Source organism: Candidatus Microthrix parvicella Bio17-1 (genome assembly GCF_000299415.1).
Lineage (GTDB): Bacteria > Actinomycetota > Acidimicrobiia > Acidimicrobiales > Microtrichaceae > Microthrix > Microthrix parvicella.
This window is the reverse complement of record NZ_AMPG01000001.1, coordinates 670,066-693,213: the sequence shown is the minus strand read 5'-3', so window position 1 is coordinate 693,213 and position 23,148 is coordinate 670,066. Positions and strand designations below refer to the sequence as shown.

The 23,148-nt window shown below is 64.2% G+C and carries 22 protein-coding genes and 1 pseudogene; 9 read left to right on the top strand and 14 right to left on the bottom strand.

Features of this window, described 5'->3' with window-relative positions:
• Positions 1 to 103 precede the first annotated feature (103 nt).
• From MPARV_RS0103375 to MPARV_RS22140, 3 genes are all read right to left on the bottom strand, one after another.
• Positions 104 to 2,161: a type I restriction-modification system subunit M gene (locus MPARV_RS0103375; protein ID WP_020377243.1), complete on the bottom strand. Its 2,058-nt coding sequence runs from the start codon at positions 2,159 to 2,161 to the stop codon at positions 104 to 106.
• Between the two features lie 91 nt (positions 2,162 to 2,252).
• A complete protein-coding gene (locus MPARV_RS22145; protein WP_172636548.1) occupies positions 2,253 to 6,989 on the bottom strand; it encodes a pentapeptide repeat-containing protein in 4,737 nt (1,578 codons plus the stop codon).
• Positions 6,982 to 7,485 (bottom strand): toll/interleukin-1 receptor domain-containing protein, encoded by a 504-nt coding sequence (locus MPARV_RS22140; protein WP_020377241.1) that lies wholly within the window; start codon positions 7,483 to 7,485, stop codon positions 6,982 to 6,984. Before MPARV_RS22140 ends, MPARV_RS22145 begins: the two co-directional genes overlap by 8 nt.
• Before the next feature lie 251 nt (positions 7,486 to 7,736).
• On the opposite strand from MPARV_RS22140, the gene MPARV_RS0103360 reads away from it, so the two are divergent.
• The 7 genes and pseudogenes from MPARV_RS0103360 to MPARV_RS0103335 all read left to right on the top strand — a co-directional run bounded on the left by MPARV_RS0103360 (position 7,737) and on the right by MPARV_RS0103335 (position 11,760).
• Positions 7,737 to 8,201 (top strand): helix-turn-helix domain-containing protein, encoded by a 465-nt coding sequence (locus tag MPARV_RS0103360; protein ID WP_020377240.1) that lies wholly within the window; start codon positions 7,737 to 7,739, stop codon positions 8,199 to 8,201.
• A 112-nt stretch (positions 8,202 to 8,313) separates the two neighbouring features.
• The gene (locus MPARV_RS0103355) at positions 8,314 to 8,580 is read left to right on the top strand and encodes a VapC50 family PIN domain-containing toxin (protein WP_020377239.1); all 267 of its coding nucleotides are present in this window, start codon (positions 8,314 to 8,316) and stop codon (positions 8,578 to 8,580) included.
• Between the two features lie 152 nt (positions 8,581 to 8,732).
• Positions 8,733 to 9,672: pseudogene (locus MPARV_RS25970) on the top strand (phosphotransferase).
• A gap of 49 nt (positions 9,673 to 9,721) precedes the next feature.
• Positions 9,722 to 10,444, top strand: coding sequence for a DUF433 domain-containing protein (locus MPARV_RS25965; protein ID WP_031277155.1), 723 nt, complete (start codon positions 9,722 to 9,724; stop codon positions 10,442 to 10,444).
• Positions 10,419 to 10,832, top strand: coding sequence for a PIN-like domain-containing protein (locus tag MPARV_RS24265; protein WP_020377237.1), 414 nt, complete (start codon positions 10,419 to 10,421; stop codon positions 10,830 to 10,832). Before MPARV_RS25965 ends, MPARV_RS24265 begins: the two co-directional genes overlap by 26 nt.
• A gap of 200 nt (positions 10,833 to 11,032) precedes the next feature.
• On the top strand, positions 11,033 to 11,302 hold the full coding sequence (locus tag MPARV_RS0103340) for a type II toxin-antitoxin system Phd/YefM family antitoxin (RefSeq protein ID WP_012225785.1): 270 nt from the start codon (positions 11,033 to 11,035) through the stop codon (positions 11,300 to 11,302).
• The gene (locus MPARV_RS0103335; protein WP_157789437.1) at positions 11,302 to 11,760 is read left to right on the top strand and encodes a type II toxin-antitoxin system VapC family toxin; all 459 of its coding nucleotides are present in this window, start codon (positions 11,302 to 11,304) and stop codon (positions 11,758 to 11,760) included. Before MPARV_RS0103340 ends, MPARV_RS0103335 begins: the two co-directional genes overlap by 1 nt.
• Positions 11,761 to 11,968: 208 nt before the next feature.
• Here MPARV_RS0103335 and MPARV_RS0103330 read toward each other — a convergent pair whose 3' ends face one another.
• Positions 11,969 to 13,639: a CocE/NonD family hydrolase gene (locus MPARV_RS0103330; protein WP_051011875.1), complete on the bottom strand. Its 1,671-nt coding sequence runs from the start codon at positions 13,637 to 13,639 to the stop codon at positions 11,969 to 11,971.
• 87 nt (positions 13,640 to 13,726) lie between these two features.
• Entirely contained in the window at positions 13,727 to 14,155 is a 429-nt protein-coding gene (locus tag MPARV_RS0103325) for a cupin domain-containing protein (protein WP_012225788.1), read from the bottom strand.
• 178 nt (positions 14,156 to 14,333) lie between these two features.
• Between MPARV_RS0103325 and MPARV_RS0103320 the strand changes: the two genes are divergently transcribed.
• Positions 14,334 to 15,146 (top strand): hypothetical protein, encoded by an 813-nt coding sequence (locus tag MPARV_RS0103320; protein ID WP_157789436.1) that lies wholly within the window; start codon positions 14,334 to 14,336, stop codon positions 15,144 to 15,146.
• 275 nt (positions 15,147 to 15,421) lie between these two features.
• Here the strand turns inward: MPARV_RS0103320 and MPARV_RS25880 are convergent, their stop codons facing one another.
• The 9 genes from MPARV_RS25880 to MPARV_RS0103270 form a co-directional block, all read right to left on the bottom strand.
• Positions 15,422 to 15,580, bottom strand: a complete 159-nt coding sequence (locus tag MPARV_RS25880; RefSeq protein WP_155852388.1) for a hypothetical protein — start codon at positions 15,578 to 15,580, stop codon at positions 15,422 to 15,424.
• A 262-nt stretch (positions 15,581 to 15,842) separates the two neighbouring features.
• Positions 15,843 to 16,340: a hypothetical protein gene (locus tag MPARV_RS0103310; RefSeq protein WP_020377232.1), complete on the bottom strand. Its 498-nt coding sequence runs from the start codon at positions 16,338 to 16,340 to the stop codon at positions 15,843 to 15,845.
• 293 nt (positions 16,341 to 16,633) lie between these two features.
• Positions 16,634 to 16,798: a hypothetical protein gene (locus MPARV_RS24505; RefSeq protein WP_157789435.1), complete on the bottom strand. Its 165-nt coding sequence runs from the start codon at positions 16,796 to 16,798 to the stop codon at positions 16,634 to 16,636.
• A 287-nt stretch (positions 16,799 to 17,085) separates the two neighbouring features.
• Entirely contained in the window at positions 17,086 to 17,610 is a 525-nt protein-coding gene (locus MPARV_RS25960) for an FAD-dependent oxidoreductase (protein WP_420886214.1), read from the bottom strand.
• A 137-nt stretch (positions 17,611 to 17,747) separates the two neighbouring features.
• Complete coding sequence (locus MPARV_RS0103295) at positions 17,748 to 18,269, bottom strand: hypothetical protein (protein ID WP_012225804.1); 522 nt, start codon at positions 18,267 to 18,269, stop codon at positions 17,748 to 17,750.
• A gap of 568 nt (positions 18,270 to 18,837) precedes the next feature.
• Positions 18,838 to 19,290 carry a DUF6325 family protein gene (locus MPARV_RS0103285; protein ID WP_020377230.1) on the bottom strand — a complete coding sequence of 151 codons (453 nt, stop codon included), beginning with the start codon at positions 19,288 to 19,290 and terminating at the stop codon, positions 18,838 to 18,840.
• A gap of 202 nt (positions 19,291 to 19,492) precedes the next feature.
• A complete protein-coding gene (locus MPARV_RS0103280; protein ID WP_012225807.1) occupies positions 19,493 to 19,801 on the bottom strand; it encodes an SHOCT domain-containing protein in 309 nt (102 codons plus the stop codon).
• Between the two features lie 31 nt (positions 19,802 to 19,832).
• Positions 19,833 to 20,258, bottom strand: coding sequence for a DUF6325 family protein (locus tag MPARV_RS0103275; protein WP_012225809.1), 426 nt, complete (start codon positions 20,256 to 20,258; stop codon positions 19,833 to 19,835).
• Between the two features lie 38 nt (positions 20,259 to 20,296).
• On the bottom strand, positions 20,297 to 21,100 hold the full coding sequence (locus MPARV_RS0103270) for a class I SAM-dependent methyltransferase (protein WP_020377228.1): 804 nt from the start codon (positions 21,098 to 21,100) through the stop codon (positions 20,297 to 20,299).
• Positions 21,101 to 21,225: 125 nt separating this feature from the next.
• Between MPARV_RS0103270 and MPARV_RS0103265 the strand changes: the two genes are divergently transcribed.
• Entirely contained in the window at positions 21,226 to 23,133 is a 1,908-nt protein-coding gene (locus MPARV_RS0103265; RefSeq protein ID WP_020377227.1) for a CASTOR/POLLUX-related putative ion channel, read from the top strand.
• The last annotated feature ends 15 nt before the right edge of the window (positions 23,134 to 23,148 follow it).

The following is a 23,148-nucleotide window of genomic DNA, read 5'->3' as shown; positions in this document are numbered from 1 at the left end:
AACGGAAGCCCTACCTGGCCTGTCCGCTTTCTCCGCGTCAGGACCGAACGGAGCTTCGCCGGTTCCCAGCCATCTGGCGTGTGTCCGTATCCAAATGGGCGGCTCACTCGGTCACCTCGGCGAGCAGGTTCTGGATTTCGGCTTCGAGTTGTTTGATTTCGGCGTCGATCTCGTCGAGCGGGCGGGGTGGTGTGTAGGTGTAGAAGTGCCGGGTCAGCGGTATCTCATAGCCGATCTTGGTCTTGTCGTGATCGACCCAGGCGTCTGGCACGTAGGGGTGCACCTCGGCGGTCATGTAGTCGTCGATGGCGGTGCGGTATTCGATGGTCTCAAGCCGGGCGTCGACGTCGGCCTCGTAGGTGACCTGTACTGCGGGGAGCGGCACGTTTTCGTTGTCGCGCAGGTCGGGGTCGGGCTGAACGTTGCCCTTGTTGTCGGTCACCGGGTCGGCGTCGGGGTCGCGGATGGCGAATGCGTCGACGATGGCGTTCTCGTAGGGCTTGCCCTTGATATCGGCCCGTCTAAGCGCCGTCTTGGCCAGGTCGCGCAGAGCGTCGTCGGTGGCATGGGTGCCGATGCTGTGGCCCAGGTCGGCGATGATCGAGTTCTGGTCGTCCTCGGTGAGCTTGGCGAACTTCTTGTCGGCCCGCAGCGCCTCGACGCCCTCGTCGGTCACCTCCCATCGCAAGCGAAGGGGCCGCTCCACGGTGATGCGCAGGAAGCCGAACGCTTCGTTGGGGAAGATCTTGACGCTGGGCTTGGGGTCGGTGTCGGCGGCGTCGCCACCATCGACCTCAGTGAAGTCGCCGTAGGCACGGACGATGTCGGCGATCTGGCCGTCGCTGACCTGCTTACGCTTCTCGCCCAGGCTCTTGCGCATCTTCACGAAGCAGTTGCGGGCATCCACCAGCTGCACCTTGCCCCGGCGTTTGGGTGACTTCCGGTTGGTGACGATCCAGAAGTAGGTGGAGATGCCGGTGTTGTAGAACAGCTGGTCGGGGAGGGCGACCACGGCCTCCAGCCAGTCGTTCTCGATGATCCAGCGGCGGATCTCGGACTCGCCCGATCCGGCCGCACCGGTGAACAACGGCGAGCCGTTGAACACGATGGCCACCCGCGAGCCGCCCTCTGCCACCGGCTTCATCTTGGAGATGGAGTTCTGGAGGAACAGGAAGCTGCCGTCGTTGATGCGGGGCAGGCCGGCGCCGAAGCGACCGGCGAGACCCCGATCGTTGTGTTCGTCTTTGACGGCGTCGGCCACCTTCTTCCACTCCACACCGAAGGGCGGGTTCTGGATGGAGTAGTCCACCTTGAGGCCGGGATGTCCGTCCTCGGAGAAGCTGTTGCCGTAGGCGATGTTGGAGGCGTCCTGGCCCTTCAGCATCATGTCGGAGCGGCAGATGGCGTAGGTCTCGGCGTTCAGTTCCTGGCCGTACACCTTCAGCCTGGCGGCGGGGTTGAGCTCGCGCAGGCGATCCTCGGCCACCGACAACATGCCGCCGGTGCCACAGGCCCCGTCGTAGATGGTCTTGATGGCGCCCGGCTTGGTCAGCTGATCGTCGTCCTCGATGAACAACAGGTCGACCATCAGGCGGATCACCTCCCGTGGGGTGAAGTGCTCGCCCGCCGTCTCGTTGGACAGCTCGGAGAAGCGTCGGATCAGCTCCTCGTACAGGTAGCCCATCTCCAGGTTGGAGACCTGGTCGGGGTGGAGGTCGATCTCGGCGAACTTGGACATCACCAGGTAGAGCAGCTTGGAGCGATCCAGCCGGTCGATCTGGGTGGTGACGTCGAACTTGTCCAGCACGTCGCGGGCCGAAGCGGAGAAGCTGGCGATGTAGTGCTTGAGGTTGTCGGCCAGGTCGTCGGGGGCGGCGATCAACGTGGCGAAGTCGAACCGGGAGGTGTTGTAGAACTGTTCCCCGGCCGTCTTCTCGAGGATCGGGTCGAGGTTGTCGACTTTTTTGGTGGCCATCTGCTTGGCTCGGTCGAGCACGGCCTGCTTGGTGGGCTCCAGCACGCAGTCCAACCGGCGCAGCACGGTGAGGGGCAGGATCACCTTGCCGTACTCGGACTGCTTGTAGTCGCCTCGCAGCAGGTCGGCGACCGACCAGATGAACTGGGCGTGATTCTGGATTGCGTTCGAGTCACCCGAGGTCATGTGTGGCGATGCTCCCAAATCGTGAGTGCCTATCGTGGCACCTCGGCCGGTTTGGGTGGCCAATCCCGGGCGCCTCAGCGTCGCAACGTCGTCATGATGTCGCGGCTTTCGCGAAGGGGCCGGGGCCGATACCCGGGAGCGGACCGTAGACCTCGGCGGGGACCCGAAGCAGCTCTCCGTCAGGGCTGGTCACCAACACGCCGAGGTGACGCCATGCCTCGCCGTCGGCCCAGACCAACTGCCCTGAACCGGCGACGGTGGCGGCAGAGCGAGCATCTAGGCAGTGGAGTTGCAGCCCCACGGCGCCGGTGGTCCCGTCCCAGATACGGGCCGTGTTGTCGGCGCTGGCGGTGATCACTCGGGAACCGTCGGCCGAACACGCCACGCCCAACACCGAGTCGGTGTGGCCGGTGAGGGTGTGGAGTACCTCGCCGGTGGTTCCATCCCAGATACGGGCCGTGTTGTCGGCGCTGGCGATGATCACTCGGGAACCGTCGGCCGAACACGCCACACCCAGCACCGAGTCGGTGTGACTGGTTAGCGCGTGCAAGACCTCGCCGGTGGTGCCGTCCCAAATGCATGTGGTGCCGTCGTCGCTGCCCGTGACCACCCGGCCACCATCGGACGAACATGCCACAGCTTCCACCCAGCCGACCTGACCGGTGAGGGTGTGCAAGACCGCGCCGGTAGTCCCGTGCCAAATGCGAGTGACGCCGTCGCCGCTGACGGTCGCCACCCGATCGCCATTGGACGAACATGCCACTCCTACCACCCAATCGGTGTGGCCGGTGAGGGTGTGCAAGACCTCGCCAGTAGCCGCATTCCAGACGCGTGCCGTGCCGTCATCGCTGCCTGTGACCACCCGGTCGCCATTGGACGAACATGCCACAGCTACGATCCAATCGGTGTGGCCGGTGAGGGTGTGCAAGACCTCGCCTGTAGTCCCATTCCAGACGCGTGCCGTGCCGTCGCGGCTGCCCGTGACCACCCGGTCGCCGTTGGAGGAGGACGCTACGCCCTCTACCGGTTCCCTACGGCCGGTGAGGGCGTAGATGACCTCCCCAGTAGCGGCATTCCAGACGCGTGCCGTGCCGTCGCGGCTGCCCGTGACCACCCGCTCACCATTGAATGAGCACGCGACACCCCCCACCCAGCCACCGTGCCGGGTGAGGGTGTGCAAGACCTCGCCGGTGGTGCCGTCCCAGATGAGAGCGGTGTCGTCGCGGCTGCCTGTGACCACCCGATCGCCATTGGACGAACATGCCACTCCGACCACCCAATCGGTGTGGCCGGTGAGGGTGTGGAGTACCTCGCCGGTGGTGCCGTCCCAGATACGGGCCGTGTTGTCGCGGCTGCCTGTGACCACTCGGGAACCATCAGACGAACATGCCACTCCGCCCACCGAGTCGGTGTGGCCGGTGAGGGTGTGCAAGACCTCGCCGGTGGTGCCGTCCCAGATGCGGGCCGTGTTGTCGTGGCTGCCTGTGATCACTCGGGAACCATCAGACGAACATGCCACTCCGCCCACCGAGTCGGTGTGGCCGGTGAGGGTGTGCAAGACCTCGCCGGTGGTGCCGTCCCAGATGCGGGCCGTGTTGTCGTGGCTGCCTGTGATCACTCGGGAACCGTCGGCCGAACACGCCACTCCGCCCACCGAGTCGGTGTGGCCGGTGAGGGTGTGGAGTACCTCGCCGGTGGTGCCGTCCCAGATGCGCGCCGTGCCGTCGCGGCTGCCCGTGACCACCCGGGAACCATCGGAGGAACACGCCACATCCAAGATCTCGCTAGAGTGATCGGTCAGCGTGTGCAGGGCCTCGCCGGTGGTCCCATCCCATACACGGCCAGTGCTATCGGCACTGCCGGTGATCACGCGGCCAGCTTCAGCGGAACACGCCACACCCGTCACCGTCTCGCAGTGACCGGCAGGAAACAAGCCAACGACAGAGGGCGAGCTGCTGGCCAGCTCGGTTGAGTCCGTTTGATTGGCGGCGCTGGCCGGGGTGACGAACACGTCCCCAAGGCGCTGTGGCCCCAACGCTGCACCTGAGGCATCGCACTGCAGAACCTTGGTGCGATGGACGGTCGCCGCCGCCAGGTTGATTTCGGTGAGTCGACAGTCCCGGAACGTGGTGGCAATGAGGTCGGCTTGATCGAAGTCTGCCCGCAACAACGAACAACCATGAAGTTCCGCCCGGTTGACTCGCGTGCCGGTGAAGCTAGCGTCGTCGAGGCGTACCCGGTGCAGCCGGGCGTCGCGCAGGTCGGCGCCAGCGAGGTTGCACCCCGACAGGTTGAGCAGCGGTTGGTCGGGCTCACTCCTCAGCTCCAAGTGTCGCAACGTCGCACCTGCAAGGTTGAACCCCGCTAGCGGGCGCGTGATGGCGTCGGTGCCTTGCGTCTTGACGCAATAGCGGAACGCCAGCTCCGATGCCTGACGTCGGTACGTGTCCCCGAGTTCTCGGAGAGTCGATTTGGCGGAATCGGCCTGCACTGCCCGATCGGATTCGCCCCTTAATGAGGTGAGTAGGTTGGCGACAAACTCCAGCGTTTCGTCCGAGGGAACCGGCATCGCCCAGCTCTCGGGTCGGCCATCGATCAGTGCCCGCACCAGGTAGGACGCCAGGAAGAACTCCAGCAGCGAGGTGTGGGCAAACTCGAAGCGTTCGGCACCGGGACGAACCAAAAAGGTTGCCGTTCGCAGGTCTTCAACAGCGAGCTCAAATTGGGGCCGCTCGACGGCAAACCAGCGGCCCAGGTCGGTGTTCTCGCTCAACTGCGTCATCAACCAGTTGGAGAGGTCCTTGTGGGACATCGAGCGAGTGGAATCGCGCCACAGCTTTCCAGCGAGGTCTTCCATGAGGGTGCGTTTGTCGTCGGGCCGCAGGACGTGTTTGGTGTCGTCTCGCGACAACCAGTCGCGGACGAAGCCGTCGTAGAGCGTTGCCAGACTGACCGTTGCGCCGCTCGCACGGATGCTCTCGAGGTTGCCGAGTTGTTGCGAGATCAACCGCAGGTTGTAGGGCCGTCCGGCGAGCTCAAGCAGATTGTGAACGTCGGCAAGCATGGTCATGGCTGCGTCCACCTGACCAAGGCCTGGTTGGTGCTCGTCCCGCTTGCGGAAGTGCTGGGAGAGGTAGTCGCGGATCTGGGCCTCGTTGAACGGCAAGAGGTGTAGCGCCTCGTACATGGTTGGCACGCCGTCCGTCCGGTCTTGTCCACCGAAAAACGATCGCTCGCTGTCGAGGGTTGGGAAGTAGTGCGTACGGCAGGTCATGACCAACCGGCCGGTATTCCTGTCGTCGTCCTTAACCATCTCCGGGGGCAGCGCACGCCACAGTTGTTGGATGAACTCCATGCCACGCTGCTCGTTAACCCGCACCAGCACCTCGTCAAGGCCATCGAAGATGAGCACGGCGCCGTGGTTGCGTACCTGGTCGAGGATGACGTCGGGGGTGATGGTCCGTGCCGCTTCCTCTTCCCAGGTGCGTTCCATCACGTTGTTGATGAGCCTTTCGAGTTCCGGTGACTGGCGTTCGTCGAGATCGGCTTTGCGGAGGTCGAGGTAGATGGAAAGCCGTGCATCGGCGCGATCGGCGCCCTGGTGTTCCAGGTGCTTGCGATAGGTGGCGTTGAGGCGGTTGTTCAGCACCTGGGCGGCGGTCGTCTTTCCACTTCCCGAATCTCCAAGCAGCACGGCATACGGCTTGCCCTCCGACGCAGCCGCCCACGCCTCCAGATGGTCGACCACATGAACGGCTTCAGTTCGATCATGGCGAGGTGTGGCGTTGCCCAGCGATCTGCTGCTGGCATCAGTCAGCCCGATCTGAACCGCCTCGTGGTCCACAGTGGTGACGTCGTCAAGCTCGACCCGTCGGGCCATGCCCTGACGCTGGAGTTGTTGGTAGCTCTCCTTGACCCGAGCGACCAACTGGTCTGCCAGTTCCTCTGTGAACGTCTCGTTGCCTCCGGCCCGATTGGGCCAAGGCTTGCCACCCTGAAACACCTGCATGGGAGCGTTGTCGGCTAGAAGGATCTTTCCGTTCTCAATCTTGGTCCTCATGGCCGTCACGCAGACCGGTACGAGTTGTGCGGCCGCAGGCCAATGTGTTTCCCGATGGTCGGCGACCCATTTGGGCGTCAGGAGCGGAACGATCACGACAGCCTGTTGGCGACGGTCGTTGAGTTGCTTGCTGCTCTGCCCGGCAAGAAGGTGGCTGTTGCTGATCCGGACCCCGATGCCGAGCTTGGCCAGTTGGTCGTGCATGGAGAGCCATGGCTCGAGCAATTCCTCAAGCTTCTCTGCCGTTGCGGTGGTGTTGGGATCATGCTCGAGGTGGATCCAGACCGTGACCTCCTTCTCGGCAGTCCGGGCGACGTCCTCGACGGCATCTTGGGGTAACGCATCGGCGCTGACCAGCGACTCCTCGTCAACGGAGCGGGTGAGCGCGGCGGAGGTGTTCGATAGCTCGATGCCACGCTGCGACTGGCCAGTGAACCAGCAGCGGCGCCCTTCGGCGCCTTGCTTCTTGTTGCCGTCGACTTCGAGTGTCATCGGGGTGCCGAGCTGATTTGACGCTTCGCTGAAGTTCGAGCGAAAGGTTCGAAACGAGTCGGCAGCGCTTGGGCCGTCGCCGACCGTGGCGAAGCGAACGGCGACGTAGTCGAGCGTGTCGGCGTCGGGTGCCACCGCCTCGACTGCTGCGAGCAACGCTTCGAGCCGTCGCCGAGTTGTTTGGTGCTCGGTTCGTTGGAGCAGGCGACGGATCTTGGCTGCCGCATCTCCGGCGGAGAGTTGGGGCAAGGCCTCGTTGGGCCGATGGTTAGACATCGAGCAAGCCTTCCTGGCGGAACCGCTGCAGCATCTCGTCGACGAGCTGATCGCAGAACCTGTCTTGGTTGGCGCCATTGGTGGTGTTGAACCAGCGACCGCCCGGTTCGCCGTCCTTGCGGTAGCGAAAGAGCTGCTTCTCGGCCAACCCCTTCATGTTGCTGGTCTGGAGGTTGACGGTCTTGAGTCCAACCGGGAACAGCAGGGCATCGGAGCGTTCCAGGAAGTGCGCCAGCTCGACGTCACCGATGAACTCGCTCCCAAGAAACGCCGGGCTCACCAAGAAGAGCCCGAAGTCCGCATCCTGCATGGCAACGTCGATCTCATCGCTCCATTCATGGCCAATCAGCAGGTGTTGACGCGCCCACCATGCATCGATGCTGCACTCGCTCAGAATCGCGAGACGCTCCTTCATCAGTTCGACGAACGACGTCACCAACTTGGTGTCGCGTTCGGCGTAGCTGATGAAGCCCTTCAACGTTCTGCGGTCGCTCATACGCTCACAGTAGCGACGATGCAGTTGAGGTTCAACACGTTCAACACGATTACAGCACGATTAGGAGGGGTAGGGGGCGTATCTGATGGCCGAACTCTGCGGCCGTCCGTCAAAGTGTCGCCTGAGTACGCCGAAAAGTGCCGAGTTGCCAGGTCTTGGCCGCCGGTGGCTCACCCAATGAGACGGGCTCGCGGGTTGCGATTCTTTCGAATTCGTCATACCCTTTTGTGAGGTTGACGAGGAGATCCGAGATGGCGACCCCAACGATTGAACGAACCGTGCTGCCGCCCGCTGAGCCGTTGGAGGCGCTAGCGGCGATGCTTGGCAGCCTCGGCGCGGAGCCGATCACAACCTTGTCGGGCCCCAATGGTGAGCACTTGGTGCTTCCGCCGGAGGTCTTCGAGGTGCTGCGCGATTTGGTCGACGCGATGGCCCAGGGCCAAGCGGTGACGGTCGTTCCCGTGCACCAGCGACTCACCACACAGCAGGCGGCTGATCTTTTGGGCGTCAGCCGTCCCACGGTCGTGAAGCTCCTCGAGTCGGGTGAAATTCCCTTCGAACAGCCCGGCCGTCATCGCCGGGTCCGCCTCGCCGATGTTCTCGCGTATCGCGAGCGGGCATCGAACGAGCGGCGCGCCGCACTCGATCGCATGGTCGGGATCGCCGATGAAGCCGATCTCTATGAGAGCACCGCAACTCCCAAACGCACCCGCTGAGCCATCGTGACGTTCGCGGTGGTGCTCGACACCTGCGTCCTCTACCCAGCGCATCTACGCGACAGCTTGCTCCGCTTGCGACCCCAAAGACCGTCACGTTCTCGCCGCCGCGGTGAGAGCCAACGCCGGAGCGATCGTCACCTTCAACACCAGCGACTTTCCAAACCACAGCGTCGAGCCGTTTGCTCTCGAGGTTGTACACCCCGACACCTTCCTCCTCGACCTGCTTGACCTCGCACCTGGGGTGGTCATCGGAGAACTCAATCGACAGGCGTCGGCCAACCGGCGAGCCCCGAAGACGCTGTCGCAGGTCCTCGACGCACTCGATAGAGCCGGGGTGCCGGCCTTCGCCGACGAGGTCCGACGCCGAACAGCGTGATCGGCCAGCGGTCAGGCCGAGACTGTCGACGCCCTTGCCCGCACTCTGCCTGGCACGACTGAGCTTCCCTGGGTGACGACAGGCCCGCACTCGTCGCTCGGTTGGCGTTCTCGGGCGTGGCCATTCTCGATCGGTTCCGCAAGAAGGCCAAGATCGAGCTGACTGCCGACCTCGTCCGAGATCTGCTGCGGGATCAGCATCCCGATTTGGCTGACCTACCTCTTGAACTCGGTGCCCGCGGCTGGTCCAACCAGATGTGGAGACTCGGCGACGACCTCGTCGTCCGGATCCCCCGGCAGACCAACAGTGCAGATTCGCAACTGCTCAACGAGCACACCTGGCTTCCCGTCCTCGCCCCGGTGTTGCCCCTTCCGGTCCCCGTACCGCTACGGCTCGGTCAGCCATCGCAGCGATACCCCCACCCGTGGATCGTCACCACGTGGGTTTCGGAAATGCCCGCCGACATTGCGCCGGTCACGAGCAGTATTCCGGCTGCCGATGCGCTGGCCACGTTCCTGACCGCCATGCACCGGCCGGCCCCCGCCGAGGCACCAGAAGACCGCGTGAGAGGCGGACCCCTGGCGCACGCCGTGAAAAGGGGCCGCGCAGCAGTTCATGTTCAAGGCGGTGACCGACGCGTGCGCTGCAATCGCGACGACCGAGCAGAAGCCGACCCCCCGATCCACACGTCATCCGTGCGATCTGGGACGACGCCGTGGCCGCACCCCGCTGGGCTGGGCAGTCGCTGTGGCTCCACGGGGACCTGCACCCAGCCAACGTGCTCACCTCGGACGGAGACCTCTGTGGCATGGTCGACTTCGGCGACCTGTGCGCTGGCGATCCGGCCTTCGACCTGGCCGCCTGCTGGATACTCCTTCCCGATCACGAAGCAATCGAACACTTCCGAGCGGCCTACCCGCTGGCTGCGGACAAGGCGACCTGGCGTCGAGCCCGGGGCTGGGCCATTTGGCGGGCCAGCGGCAGCCTCACGGTCGCAACGGCTGGTCACCCCGGCGGGCAACCCAGCTGGGTCCGCCAGCGCTCGCCTCGCTGCAACGCCTCACCGAGTCGGTTGCGGACCCTCGGGGATAATCTGAAGGCCCTGCGGCTGGGCAGGATTGGCTACCTGAGGAGGTTCGATATGTCTGTTGTCGACAGTGATCTCCGCTTCGACGTCCCGCTCTACTCGGTGGCTGAGGCAGCGCGGTTCTTGGGCGTGGCCAACACGACCTTCTCAAGCTGGGCGAAGGGGTACGTCCGTCATGCTCTCGGCCGGCAGCCAGTCAGCAGCGCGCCGGTGCTCTCGACGCCAACCAGCGCAGACGGAGCCTCTGTGCCGTTCATCACCTTGGCCGAGGGCATGGTGTTGGCAGCGATTCGGAAGACCGGTGTTCCGATGCAGCGGATCCGTCCGGCGCTGCTCGCGCTGCAGGATCATCTTGGCATTGAGCACGCCTTGGCGAGCCAGCGGTTGTACTCCGACGGTGCCGAGGTGCTGTTCGACTTCGCCCAGCAGAGCAACGAGGCGGCTGAAGCAACAACGGCTGCGCGGGACCTGGTTGTTCTTCGCAATGGCCAACGAGTCTTCACCGAAACCGTCAGCGACTATCTGCAACGAATCGACTACGGGGACGATGGGTACGCACGTCTCCTCCATCTGCCCGGATATCAACACCGACAAGTGGTGGTCGACCCCGAGCGGTCCTTCGGCCAGCCCGTTTTCGTCAGCGGAGGGGCCAAAGTCAGCGATGTGATCGATCGCTTCCAAGCGGGCGAGTCGCTGCCCGACCTCTCGGAAGACTTCGGCGTCCCGATTGACGATCTTGAGGACGCCCTGCGTGTCGCATCCCGACGGGCTGCCTGACCTCTTCCTTGATCGAAGCCTTGGGAGGATCCAGGTTCCGCGGCTGTTGCGAGACTCCGGTTTGCGTCTCGTCACGCTCGCAGAGCACTACGGAATTCCTTCGGACGAAGATGTGTCCGATGTCGACTGGCTGGAGCTGGCAGGCACCGAGGGCTGGGCTGAGCTCATGAAGGATGCACGCATTCGAGGCCGAGCGGTGGAGCGCGAAGCAGTTCAAGCCTTCGGTGTCCGATGCTTCTGCATCACACGCCAGGATCTGACCGCCGCACAGATGGTGGAGCGCTATCTGACTCACCTGGATGCGATTGCAGCGGCGTGCCAGGAGCCAGGTCCGTTCATCTACGCCGTTCAGGAGCGCCGGATCGAACGACTGGACCTGAATCCTTGAGCCGTCGGGTATCGACCCATTTGGCCTGTGGCCATTGAACTGCCGAGAACCCAGGGGAGTTCGATCGCGTCCAAGGCCATCGTCGCGTGCCGACTTCTCGGCTGGCGACATGGCTCGCCACTTGGAACCCACCAGTTGGCCAACTGTTCGGGTCGTGACAGTGGTAGCACCTGCGTATCCTTGGTGCTACATTTTGGAATATGGCCGTCAAAGAGTTTGGGATGCGTGAACTTCGCAACAACACGAACTCGCTCCTTGATGCCCTTGACTCCGGGCACCAGGTCTTCATCACGCGGCGCGGTGCCAGGGTGGCAGAGCTACGGGTGCCCGAGCCGGTCGAGGAGATCGAACGGCTTCTCGCAGACGCCGACCGGTTGCCCGCTGTCGACACCGGGATGTACGACGAACTGTTCGAGGCCAAGGACGACGACGTTGCTGCGCAGTCCGACCGAGACGCCCTGTGGCGTTGATGCTCGACACGTCGGCCGTGCTCGGCTGGCTTGAACGGAAGACTCCTGGGGTCAGCGACGCTGTCCGCTCGACCGGAGCGACTCCGCTGATCCACATCGCCACGCTGGCCGAGCTCGAAGAGGGGGTCGCTCGGGCCGAAGCAGTTGGCGCAGCGAGCACCGATCAGCGCAGGCAGACGCTCGAGTTCGTACTGCAACGGCTCGGTCGAACGCCGGGGCCGTCCGAAGTTGATGCAGAGTGCTTCGGCCGTCTCTCGGCGTGCACCAGCGGAAAGTTGTCACACAACGACAAGTGGATCGTTGCGGCTTCGATCATCGGTGGACATCGACTGCTCACCGAGGACGCAAGACTCCGGGCTCAAGTGATGGGTAACGCCGAGCTCGACCGGACGGTGGTTGGCCGGGGCTGGTCGAGCCCTCAAGTCGTGCTCGTCGGTCCAACGGGAGCCAACGCGTAGACGAGCACGGCGGTACAATCCGGATCGCTCACGAGATGATCCGGCCAGAGCGCAAGCTGTGCGAAGGACGAGCCTCAAAGCAGCGTGACGTTCGGCTTGTACTCGGAGTGCCCGTTGACGTCGTCGGAGACGTCGATATCCGTTGGCTTCGATGGCGGCCCCCAAGAGGTGGGCTGCTTCGATTAGCGGTCCGTAACCGGCTGGACCGCTACGCCTCGGTGAGTTCCGTGGTCGTGGGAAGCGACACGTTCAGTGAGGACACGTCGATCTCGCCGCCGAGTTCGGGCTTGGCATAGGCACCCGTCGAGGCCACCACCTGCAATGTGAGCGACGACTTGGCCAACATGTGCTGGGCGATGATCTCCAGATCGACCTCGGCGGTGTGCTCCTCGCCGTCCAGGGTCACTGGCACCGGGGTGATCTGGTTGCCGACCACCGTGTTGGTTTCCGGGTCGACCAGCTGCGCAAACACGTGGGTGGAGGCCTCGCCCGGGGTGGTGCCCGAGTAGGTCATCGTCAGCTTGGGGGCACCCACGACCAGCACGTCGCCCTTGGCGGTCACCTTGGCCTCAACCGCCTGGTCGGCCGCCACGGGATACGGGGTGATCGTCGTGACGAGCCCGCCGAGCAGGCCCTTTCCCGCACCGTCTGGGAGCGGCCCGGATTGGCTGTCGGCGGTCAGCTTCAACGTCGAGCCGTCGGAGTTACCGGTGACCGTCCCCGAGCCGGGCTGGTCAGCGGTGGGGTAGTCGTCGCCCAACCAGTGCTGGTCGTTCTGGTCGACGACCTCCACCGGGCTGCCCAGGTCGACCGAGGTGTCGTCCTTCAGGTAGCGGGCAAGCCATGCGGTCGTTGCTTCGGTCACCCGGTCGGTGTTGCCGTCGCTGGTGAGGCAGACGCCATGGCCGCCGCAGTACCACATCAGGTGCACCGGGGTGCCGGCCGCAGACAGGCTCTCGTAGTTGGCAACCGACTCCTGCAGGGCGAAGAGCGTGTCCACCGTTCCCGCCAGCAACAACGTGGGGACCCCGATGTTGGACACCTGGTCGCCGGGACCCCGATCGAGGAACCACTGGTAGTCCTCGTCGCTCAGGGTGCCACCGTTCAGCCCCGACTTCGCTGCGCTGGTGATGTGTGGGTCGAGGTTGTCGCCGCCGATGCTCACCAGCTTGCCCGCCCAGCCCTCCTTGACGATCTTGTTGGGATACAGGCTGGTCTTGAGGGAGTGCCAGGCCATGTTGGGCACCAGGGCGTCTACTCGGCAGTCGATGCTGGCCACCGTCAGCTGGATGCCGCCGCCGTAGGAGGCTCCGATCATGCCGCTCCGGGGATCACCCGTTGCGTCGAGCTCCGCCTCGGGCTGTTCGGCCACCCAGTCGAGCAGGATCTGCACGTCGCGTCCCTCGCGCTTCGGGTCGTTCACCGAGGCGACCCCGCCCGACTTGCCGAAGCCGCGCGGGTCCCACGTGAGCACGTTGTAGGCGTCGTCGTTGAGCGACCCGATGCTGAGCGCCCCGAACAGCTCGATGTCGCTGTCCTGGGTGGCTCCGGCCAGCGACCACCCCGGGCCCATCAGCACGGTTGGTGCCGGCTTGTCCGCTGCGCCCGGCGCAGGAAACCAGTGCACTCGAATCTTCGTGTCGTCGAACGAGGTGATCACCCGGTCGTAGGCGGGCTTGGCCACTGCCTCGACCTCGATGTCGTCGGTCGTGGCGCCTTGCTCGCATGTCGGGGCGGAGGCGACGGCCGTCGTCGAGGCGGCCCCGCTGTCGGCCGAAGCGGCCTCGTCGCCCTCACCGGAGGAACAGGCGCCGAGGAGCACCGTCGCCAACAGCAAACCAACCGCGCGCCGTGTCGCCGTTCGCCGGTTCCCGCTCATCTCAGCCTCCTCGTTTCAGCCGAGCAGCACGGTACCCGCGGTCGGCTGATGAACCCCCAAGGCGCACAGCGGGGATCTCGGTTGGGCTCAGTGGTGGTGGTGCTCGTCCGCGTCGGCCTCGGCCTTCGTTGCGTGGTCGGTGCCGTGGGGGTGCTCGGGTGGTCCGTAGATCGCATAGACCTTGAGCGGGTCGTCACCGATGTTGGTGATGTTGTGCCACGACCCCGCCGGCACGAAGATCGCCCAGTCGTCGCCAACCTCGCGGTCGAAGTTCAGGTCATCTTCGGACGGGCCCATCTGCACCCGTGCCCGTCCGGCTTCGACCCGCAGAAACTGGTCGCCGTGTTCGTGGACCTCGAGGCCGATGTCTCGGCCCGGCTCAATGCTCATCAGCGTGAGCTGGATGTTGGACCCGGTCCAGCGGGTCGTGCGGTAGTTGTCGTTGGCCAGCGTGTCGGCCTCGATGTTCGTGACGAACGGGTTTGGTCCCTCGTCATTCAAGTTGCGGTCGCCCATCGTCTGTCCTCCGTCGGTTGATGGAACATCCAGGTCTACCCCGAAAACCAACTATGGCGAGATCGAGCGGCAAAGGGCAGGTCCATTCGCTACCCGAAAAATTGTCGGGGTCGGTCCCAGTTGTTAGCGTGGCAACGAGCGAGCCCTCCACTGGGGCGAGGCCACCGGAGGCAGATACATGAACCGCATTGCAAGCCGAAGTCGATGGATCCCTTTGGCGGTCACAGCGGTGTTGTGCAGTTTCGTGGCACTGGTCATGCCGAATGCTGCCGGCGCCGCAGATCCGCCCGCCTACACGCTCAATATCTCCGGCACCTGCCCATCCATCAACGAACTGTCGATCTACACGTTGGTGATAAAGAACAACAGTGCAGCCACGATCGAGGTTTCTGCACTTGGGAGCACTTTGTCCGTCCCCGCTGGCGGCTTGGATTACATCGAGTTCCCCGAAGCCGCCTTAGGCAACGGTCTTCAGGATTCCATCCGAGTCGACGGCGCAACCCCAGCGGAAATTCCAGTGAGCATTCCCTCGTGCTTGAGCCCGCCCTCCAAATACACGGTCGAATACACCCCGGCGTGCTCTGGTGACACCGGACCCGGATCCGTGACGGTCACCAACACGGTCACCAACGAGGGCACCCGTGACGTCGTGGTTACCGTCGCCGGTTCCACCTTTGTTGTGGGAGCAGGCGCCACCGTCACTAAGGACGCTCCCAGCGGACTCTCTGCCGGAGACTTCGCCATCAACGGGGATCCCGTCGTCGGTGGTGCTTTCACGGTCGGGAACGCCGACTGTGCAGAAGCACCGCCCTCCTCGACTGCGCCGTCGTCTGACGACGACGCACCGTCGTCCGCCGACGACGCACCGTCGTCCTCAAACGATGCGCCATCGTCGTCCGACGACGCGCCGTCGTCCACCGACAACGCACCGGCATCCGTTGAAGACGGAGTGCCGATCGCCGCCCCGCTGCCGGTCGCATTCACCGGCTGATCAAACCGAAGCTCCTGAAGTTCGTGTGAGCCTGATTTCAGGCTGAGGAACGGCGGATCTGTTGGAGCGAGCGGCCCGAAGGGCGGTGAGACGCGGGCTTCATCGGTCGGTTGTGACTGGAGCGGAATCAGGGTTGTTCTAGGACCGTCATCGAACGGAGATCACTCCCGCGTCACCACAGCATTCAACCGTCTTCTTGGCCTGTCTGACACCGCCCCAAACCATCACGCCGGCGGCACCTCGACGTCTGCGGCCTATCACCGACACCGGACCTCTCACGCATCGAGGGGCTCGTCCACATCGGTGTCGATGAGATCTCCTGGAAACGCGACCACAAATATCTGACGTTGGTTGTCGATCACGGCACCGGTGATGTCATCTGGGGCGCGAAAGACTGCGCAGCGGTCACCCTTGAGAACCTCACAGACAACCACGCCACCCAACTCACCGACATCAAACGGTTCGGGCGGGGGATCTGGCGTGCCTACCAATTCAAAGAAGCGCTTCGGGCGACTCTGCTGACCACACGCTCAGCTTTGATGACTCAAGGTGGCTTCTCGACCGTTGGATCTCCCAGGTCCAACGGTCCCAGCTGCCGCAGTTCATCGCACCCAGTCCCCGGCCCCCACCCGACCCAAGTTCAGGCCGCCTGAACACCCACACAAACATCAGGAGAACCACCAAACGTCCCGAGCGCTATGGCGTGTACACCTGGGTCAGCACGCTGGCGCAGGCTCCGCTCGATCGAACCGTCATTTTGGTCAGACCGCTGTAGGAGTAGATGGAGGGATCGTTCAAGGTGCCCTTCACCTGCTTCAGATAGTTGCTGATGGTGAGTTGCTTGTAACCGTCACCGTTGAGGTACTTGGGGGCGTAGGCCTTTGCGTTGCTGCACACCGGAACGTTTCGGCCTACGGCAGACTGGTTGCGGATGTAAAAGTCTTGGGCGTCAATGGGGTCCTTGCCGTCCTCGATGGCGGCCGCAACAGCATTGGGCCCGTTGAAGAGGCAGACGACATCGAAGGAGATGGTCTTGGTGGTGGATGCACTCTTGACGCCGCCGTACCAGGTGCCTGCGGGGATGGTGCTCTTGAGGCCGCTGCATCCCGACCCCTCGGCCTTGGGCTTGACGGGAGCGGGGGAGCACCCGCAACCGGCGACCAGGAGGGCGACGGCGACAACCAAGGTCGTCACCCCAATTCCGAGATGGCGATATTGCGACTTCATGATGTATTTCCAATCCCCTGAGGCAATCACCGGAATTCCCGGCATAACACTGCCGAATGATCTCTTCATCATGCCAGCCCTAATGGCATGACACAAGGGGCAATGTAAGGAAATGCCGAGCTCTCCCTTGATGAGGTGCTTCGGGCCGGCCGTCGATCGCGTACGGCGGCCACACTTGTTGAACCGCGGACCCACGGTTGCGGGACAGTGCCGGAATGCGCCCGGCTTCTCCGAGCACCACGATCTGATTTCTGTTCATCTCAGATCGCCAGAGCGGGCGAGTTGCAGGTGGCACGCAACACGCCGGCGCCCGATTTGCTCCATGCGTTCTCTCGGGCCCACGGTCTGCTGCCGTCCAGAACACCCAGGTCGATGACTACCTGCCGCAGTCCTGCCTGGCGCACGACATGGTGGTCGACGCTCACTGTCTCCATTCGATGTCGAATGACTACGGGTACGTGTGCCACGCCTTCGAGGGAGTGGTGCCCGGTGGTATCCCGGGAGGGATCCGCTACGTCAGGATCTCAGGTCACCACGTGAACAGGGACTGCTTTGAGATTGTTCGAGCCCCTGGCCCGCCCGACGTGCTCATTTCCGCCCTTGAGGTTCAGGGGCCGCAGCGTGGCGAACTGAGGACCTACGGCGGTCATCGCACAGCAGATGCTCCGTTCGGAGTGGGCGACGTCCGAAAGCGAGACCTCCCCGGCGTCCGTCACCATCGGGCGCGAGCGCCACGAAACTTTTCGACGGATGGATCAGCGTCTTCCGCCTCGAATCGAGAGAGACTCCCGACGCGGAAATCTTCCCGGCACTCTGCGATTCGACGGTGCGCTTTGCCGCGGCGTGCCGATGTAGAGCAGCCGCTCCCTCCAGGTGGGGAGCGCCGAAGAGGTCGTAGCGGGGGCTGGGACCAACCGTGTTGGCGTGGTGAACGCTTCCTGACCCCAGTTGACGACATAGACGGCGACGGCCTTGGTGACACCGCCCATCCACACCGGCATCGACGTTGCGGTTCTTGCGACCGAAGGATAGAGGTCGGCACCAGGCGGGAGAGCCGTTGCTCCCCGTGCCTGAACCAGGTGGGGCCCAGGTCGGCGTGACCACCGGGCACCTCGCCGGATCGAATCCGACCACCGAGGTAGGGTCGGGCTTCGAACACTCGCACCGACCGGCCCGCCTGAGCAGCCAGCGTCGAGAGTGAGCCCGCTGAACACCGACCTTGGGCACTCGCTTGCACTCCTTGTTGGCCTGGCTCCAGATATACCCGAGCGGAACGCCGACCTTGTTCGTATTCTGCGCCGGAAACTGGGCGGCACCACCTACCGGCTTCAACCGTAATCACTGATGAAGCCGGTAGGGGTTCGACCGCGGGAGTTACGCCTCGGCGGTCTCGAAGGCCTGGTCGAGCGCGCCGTCGGCATCGCCAATACCTGTCGAGCTGACAACGCTCGCAGCGTTGGTCAGGAGACCGGCGATATCGACACCCTGCGGGTTAACGGCAACGATGACAAGACCGGCATCACCGCTCTCGAGCAGGTCGCCCATCTTGCGGACCTCATCCTTGGGGATGTTGTTCCAGAAGTGGCCGGCAAAACCACCCACGCCCGCCCACACGGCGGACGTGGCGGCGAGGGGGCCAAGGAACACGATTCCCAAGGGTGCGGAAATGACGGCGAGCGCGCCGCCCAGCACTCCGGTGCCCCAAGCCGCATGCTTGGCGCTCGTGTTGTGCCGATCGATGCTGAGCTTGCCGTCGGCGTCCTTCCGGACGACAGCGACCGCAAGGTGGTCGATCTGGCCCTCGTGCTTTACGCCGTGAAGGGCATCAAAGTCCTGCTCGGCGAGTGCCTTGTTGGCATAGGTGGCGACCGCAACGGTGACGGGTTTGTTGGACATGGTGGAATTCCTCTCGATGGTTGGAAACCGAGGGAGACGGCATGCGATGACACCGGGCACCTCGACTGATTGGCAGAGCAGACGTCGATAATTCCAACGGGCTGCACAGGCTCAGAGTAAGGATGTGCCAGGTCCCGGGCATCGCCCAGAGTGGAGGATTTCGTGGTCGGTCATCTGCACAACGCAAGACGCCGCTGACGACGGAAACCGGAGCTAAACGAGCCCGGCCACGGGCGTGGGTGTGGACGCGCCGGCAGAAACATCGGTAAACGAATGAGGCGCCGGCGCATAGTACGACGCCACAATCACTGACCTCATTGGTCTCAGCATGAGGCCACCTTTGCTCTGGAAGTCCCGTGCTCGTTGGTGTTCTTTATCTTGTCGCTTGCTTTGTGACGTGAGCCGACGCGGATGTCAGCGTCGGCCGAGGCGACGGTCCTCACGCCGGTCACCGCGGCGTCGTACGCCTCGGGCGACCACGGCTGCGGTCCCTACGGTTGCGGCGGTTCGCGCTACTGGAGCGCCGATCACACCTCGTCGTCTGCGTCGTGCGGGTCGTAGTGGCATGTCACTCAGCTCCTTCGTTGTCATCGTTTTCGAATGAGGCGATCAGCGCCTGGGTCGGGATGCGTCCGCTGGCGATCAGTTGTCCGCCCGACTGCCGAGCGGCCACTGCGAAGGGCGCCGCCCAGGTGTTCTCCCAAATGAGCACACCAGCCGTTGATCCGGGTTCCATCGCTGCAGCGAGGTTTTCCACGTCTTCGAAGGCGAGGATCTCCGCGAGATCCGCCTCGATCGAACCAAGCTCACCGGTCCCGTCGAGGTCTTCAACCTCGAGCACCTCGATGTTGCCGTCCTGGTCCTTCGTGAGAATCATCAGGTCGAGCACCCGGATGAGTTCTGCTTCAGCGAGGGCCGCGAGCTCGGCGGCCATCGCCCCGCTGAAGTTGGACGTACCGGCTGGAAACTCCACAACCACGTAGTCGATCGGCCCTAGCTCTTCCTCGGAGACATCGTTCATAGCCTTGCCCTTCGTAGCTGTGGGAACACGGAGGCGCCACTCGTCATGGGCGCTCAGGGCAACTTACGAATTTGACGGAGCCGTGCCGTCACCCAGTTGGGGTGAAACGACACAGGGGAGGTGGTTTCTTGGCAAGCGCGATCAACCGGCGATCGGCCGGTGATGAAGATCGCGCTCAGACGGAAGCCAACCGCCGGCCTGATTAGAGGCCGAGGATCTTGGCTTTCTGTGCAGAGAACTCTGCTTCGGTGAGGATCCCTTGTTCTTTGAGGTCGCCGAGCCTCTGCAACTGATCAAGCGTGTCGGGCTCACTCGATGGAGCGGGGCCCGGCGCGGCGGAGGCCTGCGGGGGAGCGGTCTGCTGCTCGTAAGCCTGCTCACGTTCTGCGTAGATGTTTGCGTCGCGACCGGCGAAGCGCTCGGCCTGGCGGCGCTGCACCCGACCGCTCACAGCGGTGGCGGTTCCGGCTACGGCCGCTGTTCGGACGATACCTCTGAGTAGTCCTGGCATGTTGTGGTCCTCTCGTCGGGGTGGGGATTCGTCAGGACTGGGATTCTGTTGCGTCGAGCGCTTCGTTGACCACCGATGCCGGGATGCGTCCGCCCGCGATGACCTGACCGTCGGCGTCGAGCGCAGCAGCCACGAATGGAATGGCCCATGAGTTCTCGTACGCCACCATCAGCGCCTGCGTGCCGGCTTCCATGGCGCCGATGGCCTGGCTGATGTCTTCGTCGTCGAAGAGTCCGGACTGGGCTCCGACGAACGCCGCAAGTGTGGTGTCCGCGGTCAGGTCCCGTCGGCCGAAGTCTGCCTCGCCGGCCTTGTACACCAGCGCGATGTCAAAGAGAACGATCGTGCCCTGGTCGACCAGGTCTGAGAGTGCCGCAGCCATCGAAGAGGCGTCCGCTGCGAGCGGGAACTCGATCAACAGGAAGTCGATCGGGGCGTGGGTGTTCGTGTTGGTCATCTGGGCTCCATTTCGCTCGTGCGGAAGTTATACCCCGGTCAGCGCGAGCGCACGACTCTCGGGCGATGTGCCACCCACACGTCCTCGGCCGGCCAGCGCTCCGACCAACGCCGCGTCACGATCTCGTAGTACTCGTGGTCGGGTCCCTTGTCGGGTGGTTCCAATTCGTGCAGTGCATCCACCACAAGTCCGGCTTCGGCGAGTCGGCGAATCCATTCGCCGTGGCCTGGGTGGTACTCGACGCCTCCCCCAGGCCAACTCACCGGGTTCACGTCGGTCGCGCCGCGTAGCAGCGTGGTGCCGGCAGGACCACCTTCGGCCGGAACGCACATGGCTGCGAGAACGGAATTGGTGAGAAACACCAGCCGCCCACCGGGTCGCAGCACTCGGGCCGCCTCGAGCGGCCACCTGGCCGGGTCACACCAGGGACTGGCTCCATACTCGCTCAATACAAGATCGAACGAACCGTTTCGGAAGGGGAGGGTGGCCCCGTCGCCCTCGACAAGGGGAAAGTGGGGCCCGAACCGGTCTTGGCAGCGTTGGGCGGTCACGAGCTGCTCCGGGCTCAGGTCGAGCGCGACCACCCGTGCGCCTGCTCGGGTCAGCCAGGCCGAGAGGTACGCGGTGCCGCACCCGATCTCGAGGACGTCGGAGCCAGTGAGATCCCCCAGCAGTTGCAGTGAGCCCTCGGGTTGTCGAAACAGGCCCCAGGAGACGCCCGACCGCGTCCACATCTGTTGCGCGTCGGTATCGGTGAAGTCGGCATTGACCTGAGACCACAACGACCGATTGCGGGCCCTGGTGTCCAGATCGTCATCCGTGTCAACCACGGGTTTGGTCATCGAGTGTCCCCTCGGATCGGCTCCAACAGGTGCCCGGCAGCGCACGCGGGTCGACGGATTGTTGCCAGACTCTCACGGACACAGCGCAACCATTACGGTCACGTGCGAGACGAGGTAGATGACCGATGGCACAAGATGCCGACCAAGACCGGCCGGACAGGCTTCCCGGCGGCCTCCGGTCGCTGATCCGTTATCGGGTCGACAACCTGTTGTCGCGCGGCACCTGGGCCGTGCTTCTTTGGCTGGCCGGCGTCACCACGATGGTGGTGCTGGCCAGCTCTGCGATCATGGCCATCTTCCGGGTCACGTTCTCAGGCGGCGGAGATCGCAGCTGGGGGGAGGACACCTGGCAAAGCCTGCTGCGGACGATCGACTCCGGAACCATGGCGGCCGACGTCGGTTGGGGGCCGAGGGCGATTGCGCTGATCGTCACGCTGTCGGGGCTCCTCCTTGCGGGCACCCTCATCGGACTGATCGCCAACGGCGTTGAGCAACGGGTTGAGCAGATGCAACGGGGGAAGAACACCGTCGTCGAAACGGGCCACATCGTGATCCTGGGTACATCAGCACGGCTGCCGGTGCTCATCGAGCAGTTGGCAATCGCCGATCGAGCCCGTCGTGACAACGTCATCGTTGTACTGGCAAACCGGGAGCCGCGGGAGCTTCGGGAGACCGCAGCGGCCCATGCGGCCGGGCTTCGGAGTAGTCGGCTGGTGGTCAGGTCCGGGGAGACCGACACGGTCGGCGACCTGGAGATGGTTCGCGTCCAGGACGCACGGGCCGTGATCGTCATGGCCGACGACGATGCCGACAACGACACCGGTGTGGTGAAGACCGTGTTGGCGGTTGGTGCCGCCAACGGCGGGTTTGACCGTATGCCGATCATCGTCGAGTTGCAGGAGCCGGCGATGGCCGAGCGTCTTGCCCGTGCCTGCGGGGGAGACGTCCACCCGGTGGTGACCACGGTGACCATCGCGCGGCTCACCTCCTACTTCCTTCGGGAGCCCGGCCTGCGGGGGATCGTTGACGAACTGATGGATGCCCGCGGATGCGGTATCGACCTGGTCGAGGTGCCTGAACTTGTCGGCGTTCCGTTCGCTGAGATCGTTCGACGCTTCGGCGCCGTGCGCCCAATCGGCCTGCTCGGAACCGATGGGGTGGTCACGCTCAACCCCAATGGAGCGACCGCCCCAAAGGAGGGTGACCGTCTGGTGATGATCACCGATCACGCGGGTCCTGCCGTCCCCAGCGCACTGTCGTTTGCCGCTGCGGCAGCGAAGCCCGCCGCGCACCACGAAGTAGCGACTCCCCAGCCTGCTGAACACCTGGTGGTTGTCGGCTGGAACGGGCTCGGCGCCACGCTCGTCGGCTCGGTCGGTCAGTTCTGCTCTCCTGGCTCCACCGCCGAGATCGCGTTCGACCCCGAACTCTTTGACGTCGAGGAGATTGCGGTCCCCCGCTCGGAGAACCTTGAGGTGCGGCTGACGCCGAGCCCTCGACTCACCTGGGAGTTGAACGAGGATCCCGAGGGCGGGCGGGTCACCTCCATCGTGTTGCTCGCCTACCAGCGGGGGTTGACCGCCGGTGAGGCCGACAGCAGAACGCTGCTGGCGCTCATGTTGCTCCGACAGCAACTTGAGCAGAGAAGCGGGCCCCGGCCGCGGGTGATTGTCGAGTTGAGGGATGCCGGCAACGTCGAACTCGCCCGTCGGTCGGGCGCGGATGACTACATCGTGAGCGACGCCATCGCCGGCCGCATCATGACCCAGTTGGCCGAACAACCTGAGCGCCGCCAGGTCCTCCTGTCGTTGTATGCGCCAGGAGAACCATCACTCAGGCTCATCACGGTCGCCGATCTCGGTTTGAGTGGAACCATCTGCTTCGGCGATGTGGTCGCGGCGGCGCAGGCAGCGGGGCTGCTGGCGATCGGTTGGCGATCCGGCGCCTCGGACGGCGGGGACGTGGTCTTGGACCCACATGTTTCGAGAACCGTCGACCTGGCGCCGGACGGCCGGCTGGTGGTCATCGACTGAATGACGTCAAGCGCG

Excerpts from the sequence above, each read along its gene's own strand:
- MPARV_RS0103375 (WP_020377243.1), bottom strand. The coding sequence starts at position 2,161 with ATGACCTCGGGTGACTCGAACGCAATCCAGAATCACGCCCAGTTCATC.
- MPARV_RS22145 (WP_172636548.1), bottom strand. The coding sequence starts at position 6,989 with ATGTCTAACCATCGGCCCAACGAGGCCTTGCCCCAACTCTCCGCCGGA.
- MPARV_RS22140 (WP_020377241.1), bottom strand. The coding sequence starts at position 7,485 with ATGAGCGACCGCAGAACGTTGAAGGGCTTCATCAGCTACGCCGAACGC.
- MPARV_RS0103360 (WP_020377240.1), top strand. The coding sequence starts at position 7,737 with ATGGCGACCCCAACGATTGAACGAACCGTGCTGCCGCCCGCTGAGCCG.
- MPARV_RS25965 (WP_031277155.1), top strand. The coding sequence starts at position 9,722 with ATGTCTGTTGTCGACAGTGATCTCCGCTTCGACGTCCCGCTCTACTCG.
- MPARV_RS0103340 (WP_012225785.1), top strand. The coding sequence starts at position 11,033 with ATGGCCGTCAAAGAGTTTGGGATGCGTGAACTTCGCAACAACACGAAC.
- MPARV_RS0103335 (WP_157789437.1), top strand. The coding sequence starts at position 11,302 with ATGCTCGACACGTCGGCCGTGCTCGGCTGGCTTGAACGGAAGACTCCT.
- MPARV_RS0103330 (WP_051011875.1), bottom strand. The coding sequence starts at position 13,639 with ATGAGCGGGAACCGGCGAACGGCGACACGGCGCGCGGTTGGTTTGCTG.
- MPARV_RS0103325 (WP_012225788.1), bottom strand. The coding sequence starts at position 14,155 with ATGGGCGACCGCAACTTGAATGACGAGGGACCAAACCCGTTCGTCACG.
- MPARV_RS0103320 (WP_157789436.1), top strand. The coding sequence starts at position 14,334 with ATGAACCGCATTGCAAGCCGAAGTCGATGGATCCCTTTGGCGGTCACA.
- MPARV_RS0103295 (WP_012225804.1), bottom strand. The coding sequence starts at position 18,269 with ATGTCCAACAAACCCGTCACCGTTGCGGTCGCCACCTATGCCAACAAG.
- MPARV_RS0103285 (WP_020377230.1), bottom strand. The coding sequence starts at position 19,290 with ATGAACGATGTCTCCGAGGAAGAGCTAGGGCCGATCGACTACGTGGTT.
- MPARV_RS0103280 (WP_012225807.1), bottom strand. The coding sequence starts at position 19,801 with ATGCCAGGACTACTCAGAGGTATCGTCCGAACAGCGGCCGTAGCCGGA.
- MPARV_RS0103275 (WP_012225809.1), bottom strand. The coding sequence starts at position 20,258 with ATGACCAACACGAACACCCACGCCCCGATCGACTTCCTGTTGATCGAG.
- MPARV_RS0103270 (WP_020377228.1), bottom strand. The coding sequence starts at position 21,100 with ATGACCAAACCCGTGGTTGACACGGATGACGATCTGGACACCAGGGCC.
- MPARV_RS0103265 (WP_020377227.1), top strand. The coding sequence starts at position 21,226 with ATGGCACAAGATGCCGACCAAGACCGGCCGGACAGGCTTCCCGGCGGC.